The organism is Sphingobacterium sp. UT-1RO-CII-1 (assembly GCF_026711005.1).
Classification (GTDB): Bacteria; Bacteroidota; Bacteroidia; order Sphingobacteriales; family Sphingobacteriaceae; genus Sphingobacterium.
The window spans coordinates 39,393-53,968 of the sequence record NZ_JAPPVJ010000012.1 but is presented as its reverse complement, the minus strand read 5'-3'; the positions used below and the strand labels follow the sequence as shown (position 1 = coordinate 53,968).

General features: G+C 41.7%; 19 protein-coding genes. All 19 read right to left on the bottom strand.

All coding sequences use genetic code 11. The annotated features are described in order from the left end of the window. Nucleotides 1-2,620: hypothetical protein (locus ORI89_RS18830; RefSeq protein ID WP_268232070.1), on the bottom strand; the 2,620-nt coding region annotated here is incomplete at its 3' end. Beyond that, on the bottom strand, nt 2,617-4,830 hold the full coding sequence (locus ORI89_RS18825; RefSeq protein WP_268232069.1) for a hypothetical protein: 2,214 nt from the start codon (nt 4,828-4,830) through the stop codon (nt 2,617-2,619). The genes ORI89_RS18825 and ORI89_RS18830, both read right to left, overlap by 4 nt. 4 nt (nt 4,831-4,834) lie before the next feature. Then, complete coding sequence (locus ORI89_RS18820; protein ID WP_268232068.1) at nt 4,835-5,062, bottom strand: hypothetical protein; 228 nt, start codon at nt 5,060-5,062, stop codon at nt 4,835-4,837. Nucleotides 5,063-5,094: 32 nt separating this feature from the next. Then, nucleotides 5,095-5,559 carry a hypothetical protein gene (locus tag ORI89_RS18815; RefSeq protein ID WP_268232067.1) on the bottom strand — a complete coding sequence of 155 codons (465 nt, stop codon included), beginning with the start codon at nt 5,557-5,559 and terminating at the stop codon, nt 5,095-5,097. Nucleotides 5,560-5,698: 139 nt separating this feature from the next. Then, a complete protein-coding gene (locus ORI89_RS18810; protein ID WP_268232066.1) occupies nt 5,699-6,163 on the bottom strand; it encodes a hypothetical protein in 465 nt (154 codons plus the stop codon). Then, entirely contained in the window at nt 6,151-6,468 is a 318-nt protein-coding gene (locus ORI89_RS18805) for a hypothetical protein (RefSeq protein WP_268232065.1), read from the bottom strand. The genes ORI89_RS18810 and ORI89_RS18805 overlap by 13 nt, the downstream gene beginning before the upstream one ends. Continuing rightward, nucleotides 6,465-6,905 (bottom strand): hypothetical protein, encoded by a 441-nt coding sequence (locus ORI89_RS18800; protein ID WP_268232064.1) that lies wholly within the window; start codon nt 6,903-6,905, stop codon nt 6,465-6,467. Before ORI89_RS18800 ends, ORI89_RS18805 begins: the two co-directional genes overlap by 4 nt. Next, on the bottom strand, nt 6,895-7,326 hold the full coding sequence (locus tag ORI89_RS18795; protein ID WP_268232063.1) for a hypothetical protein: 432 nt from the start codon (nt 7,324-7,326) through the stop codon (nt 6,895-6,897). The genes ORI89_RS18800 and ORI89_RS18795 overlap by 11 nt, the downstream gene beginning before the upstream one ends. Further along, nucleotides 7,323-7,844, bottom strand: a complete 522-nt coding sequence (locus ORI89_RS18790) for an HK97 gp10 family phage protein (protein ID WP_268232062.1) — start codon at nt 7,842-7,844, stop codon at nt 7,323-7,325. The genes ORI89_RS18795 and ORI89_RS18790 overlap by 4 nt, the downstream gene beginning before the upstream one ends. Beyond that, complete coding sequence (locus ORI89_RS18785) at nt 7,844-8,182, bottom strand: phage head completion protein (protein WP_268232061.1); 339 nt, start codon at nt 8,180-8,182, stop codon at nt 7,844-7,846. Before ORI89_RS18785 ends, ORI89_RS18790 begins: the two co-directional genes overlap by 1 nt. 33 nt (nt 8,183-8,215) lie before the next feature. Then, the gene (locus ORI89_RS18780; protein ID WP_268232060.1) at nt 8,216-8,767 is read right to left on the bottom strand and encodes a head-tail connector protein; all 552 of its coding nucleotides are present in this window, start codon (nt 8,765-8,767) and stop codon (nt 8,216-8,218) included. A 29-nt stretch (nt 8,768-8,796) separates the two neighbouring features. Further along, nucleotides 8,797-9,240, bottom strand: a complete 444-nt coding sequence (locus ORI89_RS18775) for a hypothetical protein (protein WP_268232059.1) — start codon at nt 9,238-9,240, stop codon at nt 8,797-8,799. Between the two features lie 53 nt (nt 9,241-9,293). After that, nucleotides 9,294-10,490 (bottom strand): phage major capsid protein, encoded by a 1,197-nt coding sequence (locus ORI89_RS18770; RefSeq protein ID WP_268232058.1) that lies wholly within the window; start codon nt 10,488-10,490, stop codon nt 9,294-9,296. A gap of 1 nt (nt 10,491) precedes the next feature. Beyond that, on the bottom strand, nt 10,492-11,205 hold the full coding sequence (locus ORI89_RS18765; protein ID WP_268232056.1) for an HK97 family phage prohead protease: 714 nt from the start codon (nt 11,203-11,205) through the stop codon (nt 10,492-10,494). Nucleotides 11,206-11,346: 141 nt separating this feature from the next. Further along, nucleotides 11,347-12,210, bottom strand: coding sequence for a phage minor head protein (locus ORI89_RS18760; RefSeq protein ID WP_268232055.1), 864 nt, complete (start codon nt 12,208-12,210; stop codon nt 11,347-11,349). Then, nucleotides 12,207-12,479, bottom strand: a complete 273-nt coding sequence (locus ORI89_RS18755) for a hypothetical protein (protein ID WP_268232054.1) — start codon at nt 12,477-12,479, stop codon at nt 12,207-12,209. Before ORI89_RS18755 ends, ORI89_RS18760 begins: the two co-directional genes overlap by 4 nt. A gap of 324 nt (nt 12,480-12,803) precedes the next feature. After that, nucleotides 12,804-13,043, bottom strand: coding sequence for a hypothetical protein (locus tag ORI89_RS18750; protein WP_268232053.1), 240 nt, complete (start codon nt 13,041-13,043; stop codon nt 12,804-12,806). Continuing rightward, a complete protein-coding gene (locus ORI89_RS18745) occupies nt 13,040-13,180 on the bottom strand; it encodes a hypothetical protein (RefSeq protein WP_268232052.1) in 141 nt (46 codons plus the stop codon). The genes ORI89_RS18750 and ORI89_RS18745 overlap by 4 nt, the downstream gene beginning before the upstream one ends. Nucleotides 13,181-13,182: 2 nt before the next feature. Further along, nucleotides 13,183-14,562: a phage portal protein gene (locus tag ORI89_RS18740; protein ID WP_268232051.1), complete on the bottom strand. Its 1,380-nt coding sequence runs from the start codon at nt 14,560-14,562 to the stop codon at nt 13,183-13,185. Nucleotides 14,563-14,576: the final 14 nt, after the last annotated feature.

The window sequence follows — 14,576 nt, the reverse complement described above, 5'->3', positions numbered from 1 at the left end:
AATAATTAGGTTGCGCTAACCCGTTCCACAAAATAGAATTATCCGCTAGATCTGCTCTTAAAGCACGTTTCGCTAAGTCAGAAGTATTTGCGTGATTTGCTGTAAGGGAGTGAGTAGCTAAGTCTGCGGTATCCGCATGTCCAGATTTAATCTTAACACCTCTATCCTTTATATAACCTCCATCTTCGTGTATATATGCTAGATCAGCCTGCATGCTTTCCGCAGAGGGCAACGTCTTGGGAACACCAAGAATATTTGTATTGTGTGTGCCCTTTGTGATTATTTCGAGACTCGTTTCATTACCTATCTCGGTAACAGATTGGAGGTCTTGAAAATCCCCATAATCAGCTCCACCACCCTCGCTGCCATTGCCTGTAACAATACGATTAATTAGAGCAGGAAGATTAGCAATGTTATGTCCAATTTTTAATTGTGGCAGGATGTCATATTTCAACCCCATAGCGATAAGATTAACCTCGTTTCGCTCCGTATTATAAACGGGGTTTATATTCAAAAATCGCTCACCTATAAGTTGTATAATCTCATAGTTATCTAAGTAACTCCAATCTTTGCCCCGTGTCGAAATAGTGCCGTTAAATACTCTCGATGCCTTATTTCTAAAGCCCATTACCATGCGTGCATATAGTTCTGTTAGAGAACCTTTGTGTGTCCCGTCAGTAAATAGCCAATCTCTATCCGAATTATAGTAACCTCGCATAAAGTTGGATAGGAACACTCCACTAAAAGAACTGGATATATGTAAGTCTATATCCTGCGTATTAGCGTTGCTATCGTCTAGTACAGCTGTATATAGGTCGTTGTTATCGTTTACCTCAAACCAAATATCGTCAAGAACATACTTTTGGCCTGCTTGCGGATAGAAGTAAATACTTAATAGTCCTACGCCAACAGGAGTATCCTCGTTAATTGCACCAGGGTCGATTAATTTAACGTCTAAGTTGCCTGGACCTGTAAATGTAATAGCGGTTGCATCGTTAACACGTAGGTTTTCGACGTTAAAATATATGTATTTGTAATAGTCCTCAACCTTATAAACTCTTACCTCCTGTAGTTCCCCATATCTTGCATTATTAACAGTTATTGTTGCAGGTGCTGGTCTATTAGTATTAGGTATATCATAGTCAATATAATTAGTACCCGTAGCGGCATCCATAACTTCTGTAAAAACAGTGAGATACTCCTCATACTCCCCGTTTCTAAAAAACTTTATGTAAACAGCGTCGCCTATCATCCACGACTTATCGGGGTCAAAGTTTATTGAAAACCATTTATAAGCATCAATATACTCGCCTCTGCCCGATTGATTAGGCTGCAAGTTTTTATCTGACCAATAGCCAAACTCATTTAAGTAGTATTCTTTAGGCTGTCCGTCTTTATTAATAGTGTACTTTACGGATGTTTTTAGCTGGCTTTTCTTAAAGTTAATTGCACCAAACTCATTTTGCGGAAAACCATCCTTAGCCATAAAAGTAAAACCCCAACGTATCTTATTAAAAAGAACATTTCCATCTAATGGAATAGGAATGTTTAAGCCGAATGTTTTTTCTACGTCGCTCGTATTACTTAACAATGCAGAAGCTCCACCACGGTCGTTAATGTGTGGGTATTTATTTATTGTAAATCCAGGGGAAGCCAATCCCCAATATTCAGGTCCTAAGTATTCATCCCAATCATCCATATCGCCGTTAGGCAAAATATTTTGATTTTGTGTTTGCTTATATCGTACATTTACTTTGCTTAAAGCGGGCTTAGTCGTTACTACTGCATCTTCGTTTTTAAACGTGTAATCTGTACCGACAATGCGCTTATTGTTTCGTGTTCCTGTTGTAATAACAGGCGTACCCGTGGTGTTAGCACATTCTAAATAGGAGAGGGTATCGCCTAAAGATTTACGCAAGTCTAATATCCACCAAGCACCATCAATCTGTACAATTCGAGCCTGTAAAGCCTGTGTAATTCCCTCTATAATAAAGTTACAGTTATTGTATATGTAGATTTCTTTTTCTACATCGAAATAAGAAAAAGCGTCATCATCTATACCCCAGTTAAGTTTGGTTAACGGATCGCCGTTAATAGGAGACCGCGCCCCCTCTACCGTAGTAACCCAACGGATAGGTAGGTTTATACCTAAATTATCTGTACTCTGTAATATTTGTCTAAAGTAGTTTAAAGGTGTTCTGCCTCCTGCTAAATCCTTGTGCTTATAGGTAATATCTTCGAGTAAGTTTAATCCTGTAGTAGCTGATAAACGAACCGTATACGGCGGTGCTGCAAACTCCCTTTGTATATTGTCTGTTATTAGATAACCTTTAAACTTTATTTGCTCATTACGGGTAACCGCAACTACAATAGACCTATCTTTCGATAGTTGTAATTCCTCTACATTAATTTGTCCTTCGTTGTAGATATTTATATCTGCTATCGTATTAACAACTGGGTTATCGAACGGATCATCTGTACCGCCCTCATATCGTAAATTACACGCACTACCCTCAACGCCTCGAACATCTATAGGATTGCCGTTATAGGCTGGTAAATCAATCGTTACAAGCCACTCGCTATCATCAAAACTTTTATATGGTATTCTATACTTTATCATCTTTTACCTCTTGCACGTTCCATAATAAATAACAAATCCTGTCCGCTTACCTTAGCCACCAGCTCACCCGTTGCGGATCTATCAAAACCCGTCACAAAGCCATTTGATGTCATTTGCCCGATAATGTCGTTCTGATAGGCAAGCGCATTCTGATACTCGATTAAAGATGTTTGCCTGCGCTGTTCTGCAAGCTGTTGTTCCCTAATCTTCTCTTGTTTCTTTGCTGCACTCGATGAGAATATACCACCGATTGCACCGACTATTGCGCCGACACCTGCGCCGATTACCGTGCCCACTCCAGGGACAATTGAACCTATTGCCATGCCTGCACCTGCACCTGACAAAGCACCACCTGCTGCTTGACCAATTCCTGATGTAGGTTTGCTTATTCCTGATATTGCACTACCTGCAACACCTAAGCCTGCTGCCCACTTGGTGCCATTCTTTCCAAGGTTAATCATCGATTTGTTGACTAAATCGCCCAAACCTTTTAGCAATCCTTGTTGTAACACGTCGCCAATACCCAAAATCAATGAGCTTGACAGTGAGGCGAAGACACTTCTAAACGTAGCGTCCGCATCACGGTTGATGTTAGAAAGTGTCTTTGTGAAATTCCTGCCAAAACTTTGTACCGCTCGGTTAAGGTTTTTGCTCATTTCCTCGACAGACTTTTCCCAATCTTTAGATAAATTGGAAATAGCCGCTTTATTAATTCTTGTTTGAGCCTTATCAATACCAGGTAGGGTAGAGGTATTGTAAGGAGATCCTCCAGTAGTAGTCTTTATCTTAGCCTCCGTGAAAACTCCTTTAGTTAGGTATAGCATCCGCTCTGTCTCTAAGCGCAATAACTCAGCTTGTTTAGCCTGTGTGGCTAACCCGAAAGCGTCAGCTTGCTTAGAAGCATTTGTAATCTTCTTTATCGTGTCGAAAATAGATTTGTACTTGTTCTCAACTTCAAATACTTTGCGGTCAAGCTCACTCATTACGGTACCTTGCAATGTGTTAGTAAGTTTTGTAATGTCGTCTGTAGTTTCTTTAACCTTCTTTAGCTTCCCATTAACTTTTCCGCCTACATCTGCGCCATCGGCAAGTTGGCTATTGTAATTTCCTTGTAATAAGCTATTTTCTTTAGTTATACCACTATTCTGTTTTCCTAATTCATTTATTTCTTTTTGAAGCCTTATTTCTTCATAACGCAATTTTGTAGCTTCTGTTAAAACACTTCGCCTCCTAGCAGCTATTTGCGATGCAGTGCCCGATGTGTCATCTATCACACCTTGCATAGGCTTTAGTTTAGCTTGCACATCATTCAACCTGTTCTGCTTATCAAGTATCTGCAAGTAATTATTAAGCTGTTTTTGAGCATTCTCAGTCATCTTATTTGCATAAGCTGCTGCCGTTGCCGTTGCCGTTATACTCTTAGTAAGTTTATCATAAGCAGTAGACGCCTTGCCAGCAAGCACCGCCTCTGTAGTAAGTCCCTCAAACTGTTTTGGGTATTGTTTAATAAGTTCATCAGCTGCACGCCTACGAGCATCCATAGGAATAGTGAGATTCTGTGTAGCCTCATATAGCAGCTTTAAGTTTGTAAGGTCTTTTTGTGCGCTCTCTTGGCCTTTAGCAGTAGCCTGCTCCAATCCTTTAAGTGTATCGATATAAGTCTTTGTGCCGTCTTCTAATTCCTTTGTTTCTTTATTTGCCTTACGACTGTGCATCTGCCAAAGCGTTAAGCCTGTAACAGCTGCGCTGATACCTAACGAAAGCAGGTTAGCCCCCGTCAACATCGAAGCGAACGTAGCTTTTAAAGCTGCACCTGTCGATCCTGTTTGTGTTTTTAGCCTGCCGAAGTTGTCAGTTAACTGCGTGATGTTATTTCCTACACCCATTATCCCAAACGGCGCATCTTGGATAATACGGTTAAATTCCATTGCCACACCATTGGCGCTCCCAATATTCCCCTTTAACCCTGCTGTCGCTTTACTGGCCACGTTACTGGCCGACGCAACACCTGTTGTTGCCTGCACAGTCTTGCGTAGGCTTGCATCATACTGTTCTAAACTGTTACGCCTTGCAGCTTTATCGAATGCTTCAACCTGTTTGCGTGCAGCATCCATCGACTTGCCAACACCGATAGCAGACTTCTCACCCTTGTTCATTGCCGAGACTAAACCCCTCGAATCACCCTCTAAAACCGTTTTAATTCCAGCCATTTACTCACATATTATCTATCAATACTCTCGCCTGATCCACCGATGAAATCGGTTTAATAACGTCTTCTAAATCTTTGCTAAGCTGTATTACATCGCTTACTGCTATAGCTTCACTTGCCCCAAAACCTGCGTAGTTAATAATAGCCGTCATCACGTTACGAGTTCTGTCCCATTCGTTTTCTTCTTTCAGCCTATTTGCGTTGTCCAATAAGAGGTATTCTCGTAAGGTCATTATTTCGACCTCGCTAATCTTATATCCGTAACTTAGGGCTTTACTATACGCTTCGCCCGTGCTGTAGGCTTTTTTTTTGCTTCTTCTCTAGGCGATGGGATGCCGTAATAATCTCTCATTGGTTTACCCATGTAGGAGCTATCAAGGTACTGTTTAAGGAGATCGTTACTTTCCGACTGTTCGGCATTGTCCAATAGTACTGTAAAGCTCGCAACCGAAGTTTTTTCACTATTATTAACATCGCAATGAATGTCGTTAGCGCATTTAAGCATCACAGCCCATCGGTAGTTGGCTTCTACATCGTCAATACCACGGATGCGAACAGGGTTACCCTCGTCATCTTCGACTATATTACCATGTTTATCAACTTCAAAAACAGGCTTCAAAGCTTCCTCGAAATGCGCCAAGTCTTCGCCTGTAACCTCCTTGTATCTGCGGAATGCACCTAGGCCAAATATGTAACCTTTATCCTTTAATAATATTCCTTGCTTGCTCATCTGTTATATCTTCGCTTGTTCTGTGTAACATAATTTTACGTTTAAGGCTACAAGGCTTGCAGCTATCTATCCATACGTTATAGTAAATAGTAACGTACAGCGGAGACACACGCTTAACCCTTGTAACCTCAAATGCCATCTACGCTGTTGGTATTACGGTTTGTGTTGGCTTGCCATTGCCTAAAAACTCAATGTCGGTCGTTGCCTTTCCTGTTAATACAGCATTTAACGAAATAGAGCTTAAAAACATATTGCCTGAAATAAGTAAATCGTTTTCACCATTATGCTGACCAGGTGTTGTCAAAAACTCCACATCAAAGTTTAAATTTCCAGCGATATTAGCCGCAATCAAATCGGCCTGCGTAACCGATGCGCCATCAAGTGCATCCAAAAATACACGTGAGCTTACAGACAGTGACCAGTCCTGTGACTCTGCTTCATCACGATTAACCCAACTGCCGCCTGTAACAAGTGTTGAGCCATCAGGTTTACAATCTTCCTCCTCAACTGCTGTGTTTGTGAAAGTAGCTGTCGCATCTGCTTGACACTTAATGTACTTATCACCTAATTTTACCCTTAATAATTTACCTGCTATTCCTGCCATTCCTTAGCCCTCCTAATTATTTGTTTATAATTATTTGTTAACTCCGTTATTTCAATCGTACACCTAACATCTGTGCACTGTGTTACTTTTCCTATGTAGCTTATTTTCGTTCCGTCTTCTGCTTTGAACGCCACATCTACTATTTCGTTAGTCTGTATCCTACCAAACGGCTCTGCTATCTCGAAAACACTCGTTTTAATCGAACGTTTACCCTCGGAAGTGTCTATAATATCTGTGTGATAATCCAGTGTTGCCATGTTCGACACAAGTAAGCTACTACCTATCACCACAATATCTCCACTCATAATCCGCTATTTACGTTAGACCAAAATTCCTGAAACGATTGCGATAATGGTCCCGTACCGTGAAGTACATTATTCCAATTTGCCGACCCTTTAATCGGTGCAGATGCATTTCCAGACTGCACAATCGCATCTCCCTCATATATCAGGTGTCCTGCTAAACCTGCATTTGTTCTAAACTGCACACGTATTATGCCCCCATTTTTCCATGCTGTAAACAACGTTTTAAAGTCTGCGCCAACCGCACGGCTTAGCAAGTTTCCGCTAACATTAATTGACCAATTACCTTTACCAGCTATAAATTCCGAATCTTTACCCGATGTCACGCTGGAAGATGGAAGCAAGGTACGTTCATACTGCAAACTGCTTTCTATCTCACAGCTGATGAATGTTCCTCCAACTGTCACGCCTATTAGTTTACCTGATATATTAGCCCTCATCTACAATACAGTTAAACGATAATACTCTACGTAGAATCGTGTATGTCCCGCCGTAATCTATAAGTGATGTTGACCTCACAAACTCAAAATCAACCATCGTCACACCTTCTGTTTGCGGCATATCAATTTGATGTTTAACAGCCAAAATATCCATCACTTGCTCCACCATATCGTCAAGTGGATTAGAGTCTGTACCATCTTCAGAGCAGTAAACAACTTCTACATCAATAGCATGATCAGTACTGAAATAATCCTTTGCGCTACCGTCAGCGCTAGATTGCATGGGGGTATAGATGTAAGTTCCAGCATTACTAACAGGGGCAATTGTTCCGTACACCTTAACGATATTGCCATCAAGCGTCACCTTGTCTCGTAGTTTACTCACCACTGCTGTCCTTACTGCCCTTGTTACGTCTTTCACTTGTCTAAATAGCTTTGTATAATGTCATTAATGTCTCTTTCTAAATTCTTTGTTCCCTCTTGAAAAGATGGGTACATAAACGGTCTTGGCTCGATACCCACATTCATTATCTTTGCCATAATAGGGTATAGGGCTTCTTCGGGTATTCCTTTGTTTCGCATCCAAGATGCTATTGCTTTTTTGAAGGTGTCGTAGCTCTTTTTGCCATCGTTCACCGCTACTGCTGCGTCTCTCATTTCAGGAGGTATGTTGACCATCGTTTTACTCCCAAATTCTTGATATGTAGCGTAGTCCATGTTTGCTTGTATCACCCACAAAAGGTCTTTTCCCTCGACTCCGATACTGCCTCTTAGGTGCCCATTATTTATAGGCACTCTTGATCTAGATTTAAAAGCGATACTTTCGGCTGCATTCCTCATCGTCGTACTTATCTCGCTAACCACCTGCTTTTGCCCTTGCTTGCCAAGCTTCTTTTGAAGCTCTTTAAGTCCTGTAATCTTTATCGTAGACTTTGCCATTACATCTGTGTTGTTTCGTTGTGAGCCTTACCGACGATCACCGTACTGATGCGCTTTGTATCAACCTTTAACGAATGGATCTTGAAATCTCTGCTTCGCCAAGTTATACGGTCGCCAATCTGATAGAATACCTCAGGATTATAACGGAGCGTAAACATGACTACCTGACCGATGTTATCTTGCGATGCTATCAGGTCAATACTTGCATCTTTTTCTGTTACGTGGCAATAAGCCGTGTGTATCTCCGCCCATTCCTTTTTCGTGCTCCCCTCGGGCTTCTCGACCTCGACCGCTCGCCTTACGTGTATTCTTTCGTTTAACTTTCCTGCTGTAAGCATCTTTGTTTACTTTGTTTTCGTAGTTATCCCGTCTCATAAAAAAGTTGCATTTCCCCACTTCATTACCATCTTCTGGGCTTCATCCATGTAATTTTTAGGTTCATGGACAACACCGTTAACCGATAGTATCATATTTTCACGGACAGCGTACAGTCCCGCACCGTAACGGCAGATAGCAACAACAATATCCATTGGCAGACCTGTGCTCCACTTGGTAGTCCACTCGATACTGACGTTAGTGCCGCCACTGTTAGTGATAATGTCCTTGCCAAATTTTACGTGAGGGAGTTCTACCTTGTCGACAGGTCCATACATAACTTTCCAGTTGTCGACCATTGTTAACGCTGTCATACGTACTTTGCGCTCACCAAAAGACAGTTGTGCTACTTTTTCAAGATGCTGACGTGATGCTTTTAAGTATATTTCAAGCAGTCGGTCATCTACGTTGTAATCGATACGACAATGCGCTTTGAAGTCAGACAGTGTAACAGGCTCAGCCTCTAAATCGGTCAATAACTCGTATTCCAAACCGCTAACGGCTGGCTTACGTGTTATGTTAGCACCTATTCTGTCTGCGCACACCATGTCGATATTTTTGTAGTAGTCAGCCATATCTATCCTGATGCTGCGTCCTCTAGTGCTTTAATGCGAGTAGATAAGGCCTGTGCTAATGCTTGCACTGTTGTTGCTGCTGCTAATCCACTAGCCGCATGAGCCGCTACTGCATGGTTATGATCTCCTTTAGCCGCTGTTTCTGCTGTAGTACCAATCACTAAATCGGATGTGCCCGCACCAATAGAATTACGAGCATCTGCCGCATCTGCTCCAGCTGCTATTACAGCAGGTTTACCAGAAAGTGTTGACCATGTAACAGTATCGCCCTGTTCGCCCCCGCCAATAGCCCTAAGGTCTGCGTATTTGTCCACACCATTACCACGCTTCATAACCCCTGTATCTGTTTCACAAATAAGCTCATTAGGTGCGTATATGTTCGTATCGGCTGCTAACTCTGTCGCAGTGCCCTCGTAAAGTCTTGTGTTATATCTTAGAATCGCCATTGTGTAAATGTTAAATAGGGGAGTGGTTAAGCTCCCCTATGTGGTTGATATGATTAATTAAACCCAATTTTGACGAGAGCTTTTTCATCGTAAACCGCTAAACCGCCACGCTCCTCAATACGAAGCATTAACTGGTTCTTTTCTGCATCATCCTTGTTTTGGTCAAACCATTTAAGGACTGGAGCAGAGCGAATAATAAATTCGGTCTCTCTAAAGTCACCAACTAAAGCTTGACCTTTATTAAACTGACGTGTAGAATGCAACGCTAACCCCGATAAGTTCAATTGACCGTTTACATATCCAATTGCGCCCGCTGGCAAGTTATAATCTCCCGAACCCAAAGCCTTATTTAAGATGATACCTACCTTATCGGCATTACTCATAACGATATGGTTAGCGTCATTCTCATTGTCGGCAATCTGACGCTCAGCTGCATCAATAATCTGCTCTAAGAACAAATCATATTCAGTTCCGTCATACGCTACAGAGTTCATGAGCAAACCGCTAAGTTGTGGTGATGTACCGTTGCCACTAAGCAATTGCTTGTCCTCAGCACGCAAAAGTGCACGGTAAGCACGACGGTTTAAGAATGATGTTAACCAAGGCAAATCCTCAAGCATCGACAAAGGAATTTCCTTGATAATACCTGCAATCCATTCGATTTTGTTCGACGCCATTGTTATACCAGGCGTAAAATCTTCCTTAGATTTACGAGGCGATACATCTTCCCACGGTTCAGGCGCTCCAATATCCTCAACCTCTTTAGGGTATTCGATAATTTGTTTAGAGGTCGAGCCTAGCGGTATGATTTGACGCCAATGGAATGGGTCATCTTTCAAGCCATACATTTGCTGGCGTGTCTCTGTAACAAAGCCCTCATAACCGTTGAAGTTTGGATAATCAAAACCTTTAATCTCGATTTGCCCTTGTCCGTTTGTCTCCAAGCTCTTTAACAAGCCTGCGTGCCCATCTTTCAATGAGTCTGCTAAAGCTTGCGAAAAAGACTTGTGTTTTGGCTGATTAGAGCTGTTAGACTCTTTCATTTCTACGATAGCCGTGTTAAGGTCTTTTTGCAGCTTATCTACGTTGTCCTTGACTTTTGACAACTCTTTAACCTCGGTTAAAACGTTCTCTACTTTATCATCGAATGACTTTTGGTCTGCCTCACGTGCAGACGACCAGTCTTTTTTCAACACCTGAATCCCATCCTCGACAGCATCCCTTATCTCTTTAATATCAATTGTTGACATACTAATTTTTAAATGCGTTTTTAATTATTGATTTTATTTCCTCGGCTGACTGAGTGTCGTTTGACGGCTCAATTGAAGTGTCTGCGGACGGCTTCAACAAGTCAGAAATATGTTTTAATAGTTGATTGTGGTAAAACTCCAATGTGTGAAATGCTTCATCTGTAAGCGTCCCATCACGAAGCATCTTCATGATGTTTTGGCTCTTTGTTTCAAGCCTTGCCATCACATCAATATTCGCCATACCTTTAACAGCCGTTATCCTTGCTAACTCATTAGATGCAAGAGTAACAGAGGAGTACTCATAAAGCTTGTTTTCTGTTAAATGGCGAATACCACCCGTTCCTTTATTGGTCTTAACTGGCACGATACCTACAGACACCTCATCAACGATACCGCCCTCAATCATCTTAATACGGTCATCGATATGTGCCACACCTTTAATTGCTGATGCAACAAAGGCTAACCCGTAGTTATCCTCAAAAAGTTCATTTGTTTTGGCTATTGGGTCAGTTAGATCGTGCTGCCAGCACATCTTAATACGGTTCTTTCCTTGTGGACCCCATTCTTTAATGGTCTTGGAGTATGCACCTCTTTCGATAATGTCGTTATCGCTATCAACATTGCCGAAAACAGACGCATAACCTTTAATGGTATGAGAAGCCAAGTCTACGTCTGAAATACCACCTATAATATCTTTATATTCCAACAATCCCATACCGAATAAAAAAAGCCTTACCACATTTAAGTGATAAGGCTCTAATACAAAGAGTTATGACTACACTAGTATCCCTACCACATTAACCATTACAAATATATATGATAGAAATGACACTTACAAATGAAAGTGTGAAATAAATTAAATAATATTCGCTAACTCCGAAACATCTACAGGATTGTGTCGTCTAACTGGTCTACCTGCCGCATCCCTAACAACTTCGTACATCTCGCAACAACGGCACTGTATAACGTTCTCTGCGCTGTATAACGGGTCTCCTGGATAATAACCAGCTTCAAGCACGCCAAGTTTGTTGACTAACCAGTACGCATCGTCCATACCTCGCCACTCCTCCTGTGCAATAGCTCGATGGCTTAACCTTGTGCGCTTATCGGGTGTATCCAACCACTTCTTGGAGTACTCCAAACCGCTTGAATACATAGATAACCTTGTGCCCTTGTTCATCGCTGCTAACGTCTCCGTACGAGCTATAACAACAGCCCTATGCTTGTTCACCTCTCCGTTACTTGCCTGCTGTATATGGTGTCTAATCTCTGCGATACTCGTTCCCTCAGGTTGGTTTAGTTTATCCTCAATCACCTTAGCAATGGCTCTCTGTGTGGTGGTCGCTATGTTCTGTATCTTAGTTAGAATGTTTAAGCTCATCCACTCCCTGGCGGTATCACGCCAAATGCGTATCCACTCACCATCTCCACGTGGTATGCCAAGTATTGACATTAGGTCATCGAAAAAATCTTTCTGCTCTCCTGCAAGTGGCTTAACGAAAATATTGAATGCCTGCTCTGCTTCACAGGGCAATACAGTCAAGTATAATGCTGTTATCGCTTGCCTGTAGTCTTCGGGGTTTACAGTGTACGCTGCAGGATATTGCTCCGCTGCTTCCTTGTACTGCTTTCGAAGTATGTCAAGGAATAGACGGGCATATCTACGTTCATATATGCCATGCCGCCTTAGGAACTGTTTATGTACTTGCTTGGGGGTCATGAGTTAGTTATAATGTCATCAGGCCATTTCCTGATGGGTGGAGGTTGAATTGATACTGATCCTTGCTTGCCATGCTTCTTAATATATAGCTGAGTGTAAAGTATGTTTTGAATTGCATGAATATGATGCCTCAAATCATTCATGTCATCAGGATGAAGTCCATCATCTATAAGGATAGTCTGCATACTGTTCCATAAATCAGCTGTAATATCTAGGCATATTTCCTGTTTATGCCTTTTCCTTTGTGGTATATCAGGTGCTTTACTCATCACAAACCCTTTCTAATAATCAAGCAAGTTACCCAAGTCAACAAGCTAAGGTATAATCCAGCAATGGGGATACACCACTCAATAGACATCAACATGAGTGCTTTAATACCCAACACTATTAATAATATAATGATGCATAAAAACGCTGTTAACTGCGCTATCTTTTCTATTTTGTACATAACCAAATAATTAAAAACATCACACACCAACACGCTGACCACAATAGTAGTCCCTCTATAATCTCTTTAAAGCTCATGCGGTGCGTCCTTGCTCGATTGATTGAGCTGACCACAAAGAATGATATAAAGAATAGGTAGGATAGGGCTACCATTCTATTAAAAGACCTTTCTCACCTAAAAATTGGTCTGTGAAATAACTAACCTTGTAGCCTAATTTAAACAGCTCAACTGTCAGGTTTTCATCAACCAAGATGCTAGGGTGGACAAAAGTTTTGTTGCGCCCCGATTCTGCGTCATCCTCTATTTGCTTCATAGCCTCATCAAGGTTGAATAGCTTTGTTTTAGCCCTTGCTTCCTTTGCTGTATAGTGCTTTATCTCTTTCATTTCTTCTTTGCTCTTGGCTGTTTAACCTCTGTACCTATCTTTAATCTAACAAGGTATTCAAGCCTTGGCTGCGATACCTCTATCACGTCACCTGCTTTGTGTACGTGGTAGTCTTTAGTTAGCTTTAGTTTTCTCATATCTATAACGCGTTTTCTCTTTCCAACATATCTACATCAGGCTCAACAGTAGACGAAACAACATCTTCAAGCGGAGCTAACCCCATAGGCACAAGCATAACATCTCCACCATCCACTTCGTCGTAATCCATTACTCTGCGTTTCTCGTTCGTACTAATCCACCAACTGCGATCCAACCACTCAGATAACTCTTTCATATTCTCTTGTAGTTCAGGGAAGTACTGCGTGTCCGATATAACTACAAGACTTTCGTCGCCATACCACGTCCTTACACGTTCTGTCATCACGTCATCAAAATCATGTAATGCAGGCAACACACACGATGTAATCACCTGCTTATCTGCTAATCCTTGCGATGCTGTGTTCTGACTTCCCGTAATACGTTCTTTCGGGAAATTGTACAATGCGCACAGTTCTTGCAAATAGTCACCCTTTGCTTCGATAATATTTAAATCAACGGGGCTGATGCCAATAGCCGTGAATTTCACATCAGCAGGAGTAACCATAATTCTACCACCGTTTAAACTCCCTGTATGTCTCTGTTCAAACTTATCTTGTATAGCTACTGCAGTTTCCTCATCAGGGCCCTTATCTGAGTTTCCACTAATAATTCCCGCTGGCCCCATATTATGAAATAATGTGCCTTGCGCTTTCTGCGCTTCCTCAAAACCGCTTATTGTTCCCCTGCCTGCGCTTAATCTTGATAGACCGTACAGCCACTGACCACCAACAACCTCGCTAACGGGGTTGAAGTCTTTAAAGTGTGATATTTGGCGTGGGTCTATTATTTCCTCGCTAAAGTAGCTAACCTGATAACCTGAAACGGGGTGTAATCTATCACCCGAAACTATGTTCACACAAGGCGAAGGAATACACCATAGATGTACAGGCTTAAAACCGTTAGAGAAGTTTCCGCCAACAACAGAGGCGTACATATAGCTATTACCCGTTATGAGCTTATAACCGTGTAATTCACGCCTTAGCTGCTTGCCTGTTTGGTATGTATTAGGTTTACCGTTGAGTTTCTTAGCGAACTCATGTTCTTTTATTTCTTCGAATGCCTGGGTTTTGAGAATAACCGATTTCTTTATCGTAGCCGCATCTTGTTTTCCTTTTGTTAGCATCTTATAACCGTGCGCCTTAGCTTCGTCTTTAATGCGAAAAACACCGATAGGTGCATCGCTTGCCCTATCAGCTATCGTATGTACTATCGAATGCAGGTAACTATTAACCTTATAGGCCTTATCAATGTAATTTGCACCTGTATCGGCCATTTGCACCCACATACCGCCGACAAATTGCCAAGTAGGGTAGGGTAACCCTGTACTTTGTTTTGCGTCGCCCCTAACAAGCGATCTTATCCCTTTCACTATATCTACCATTATCATTTATTTGG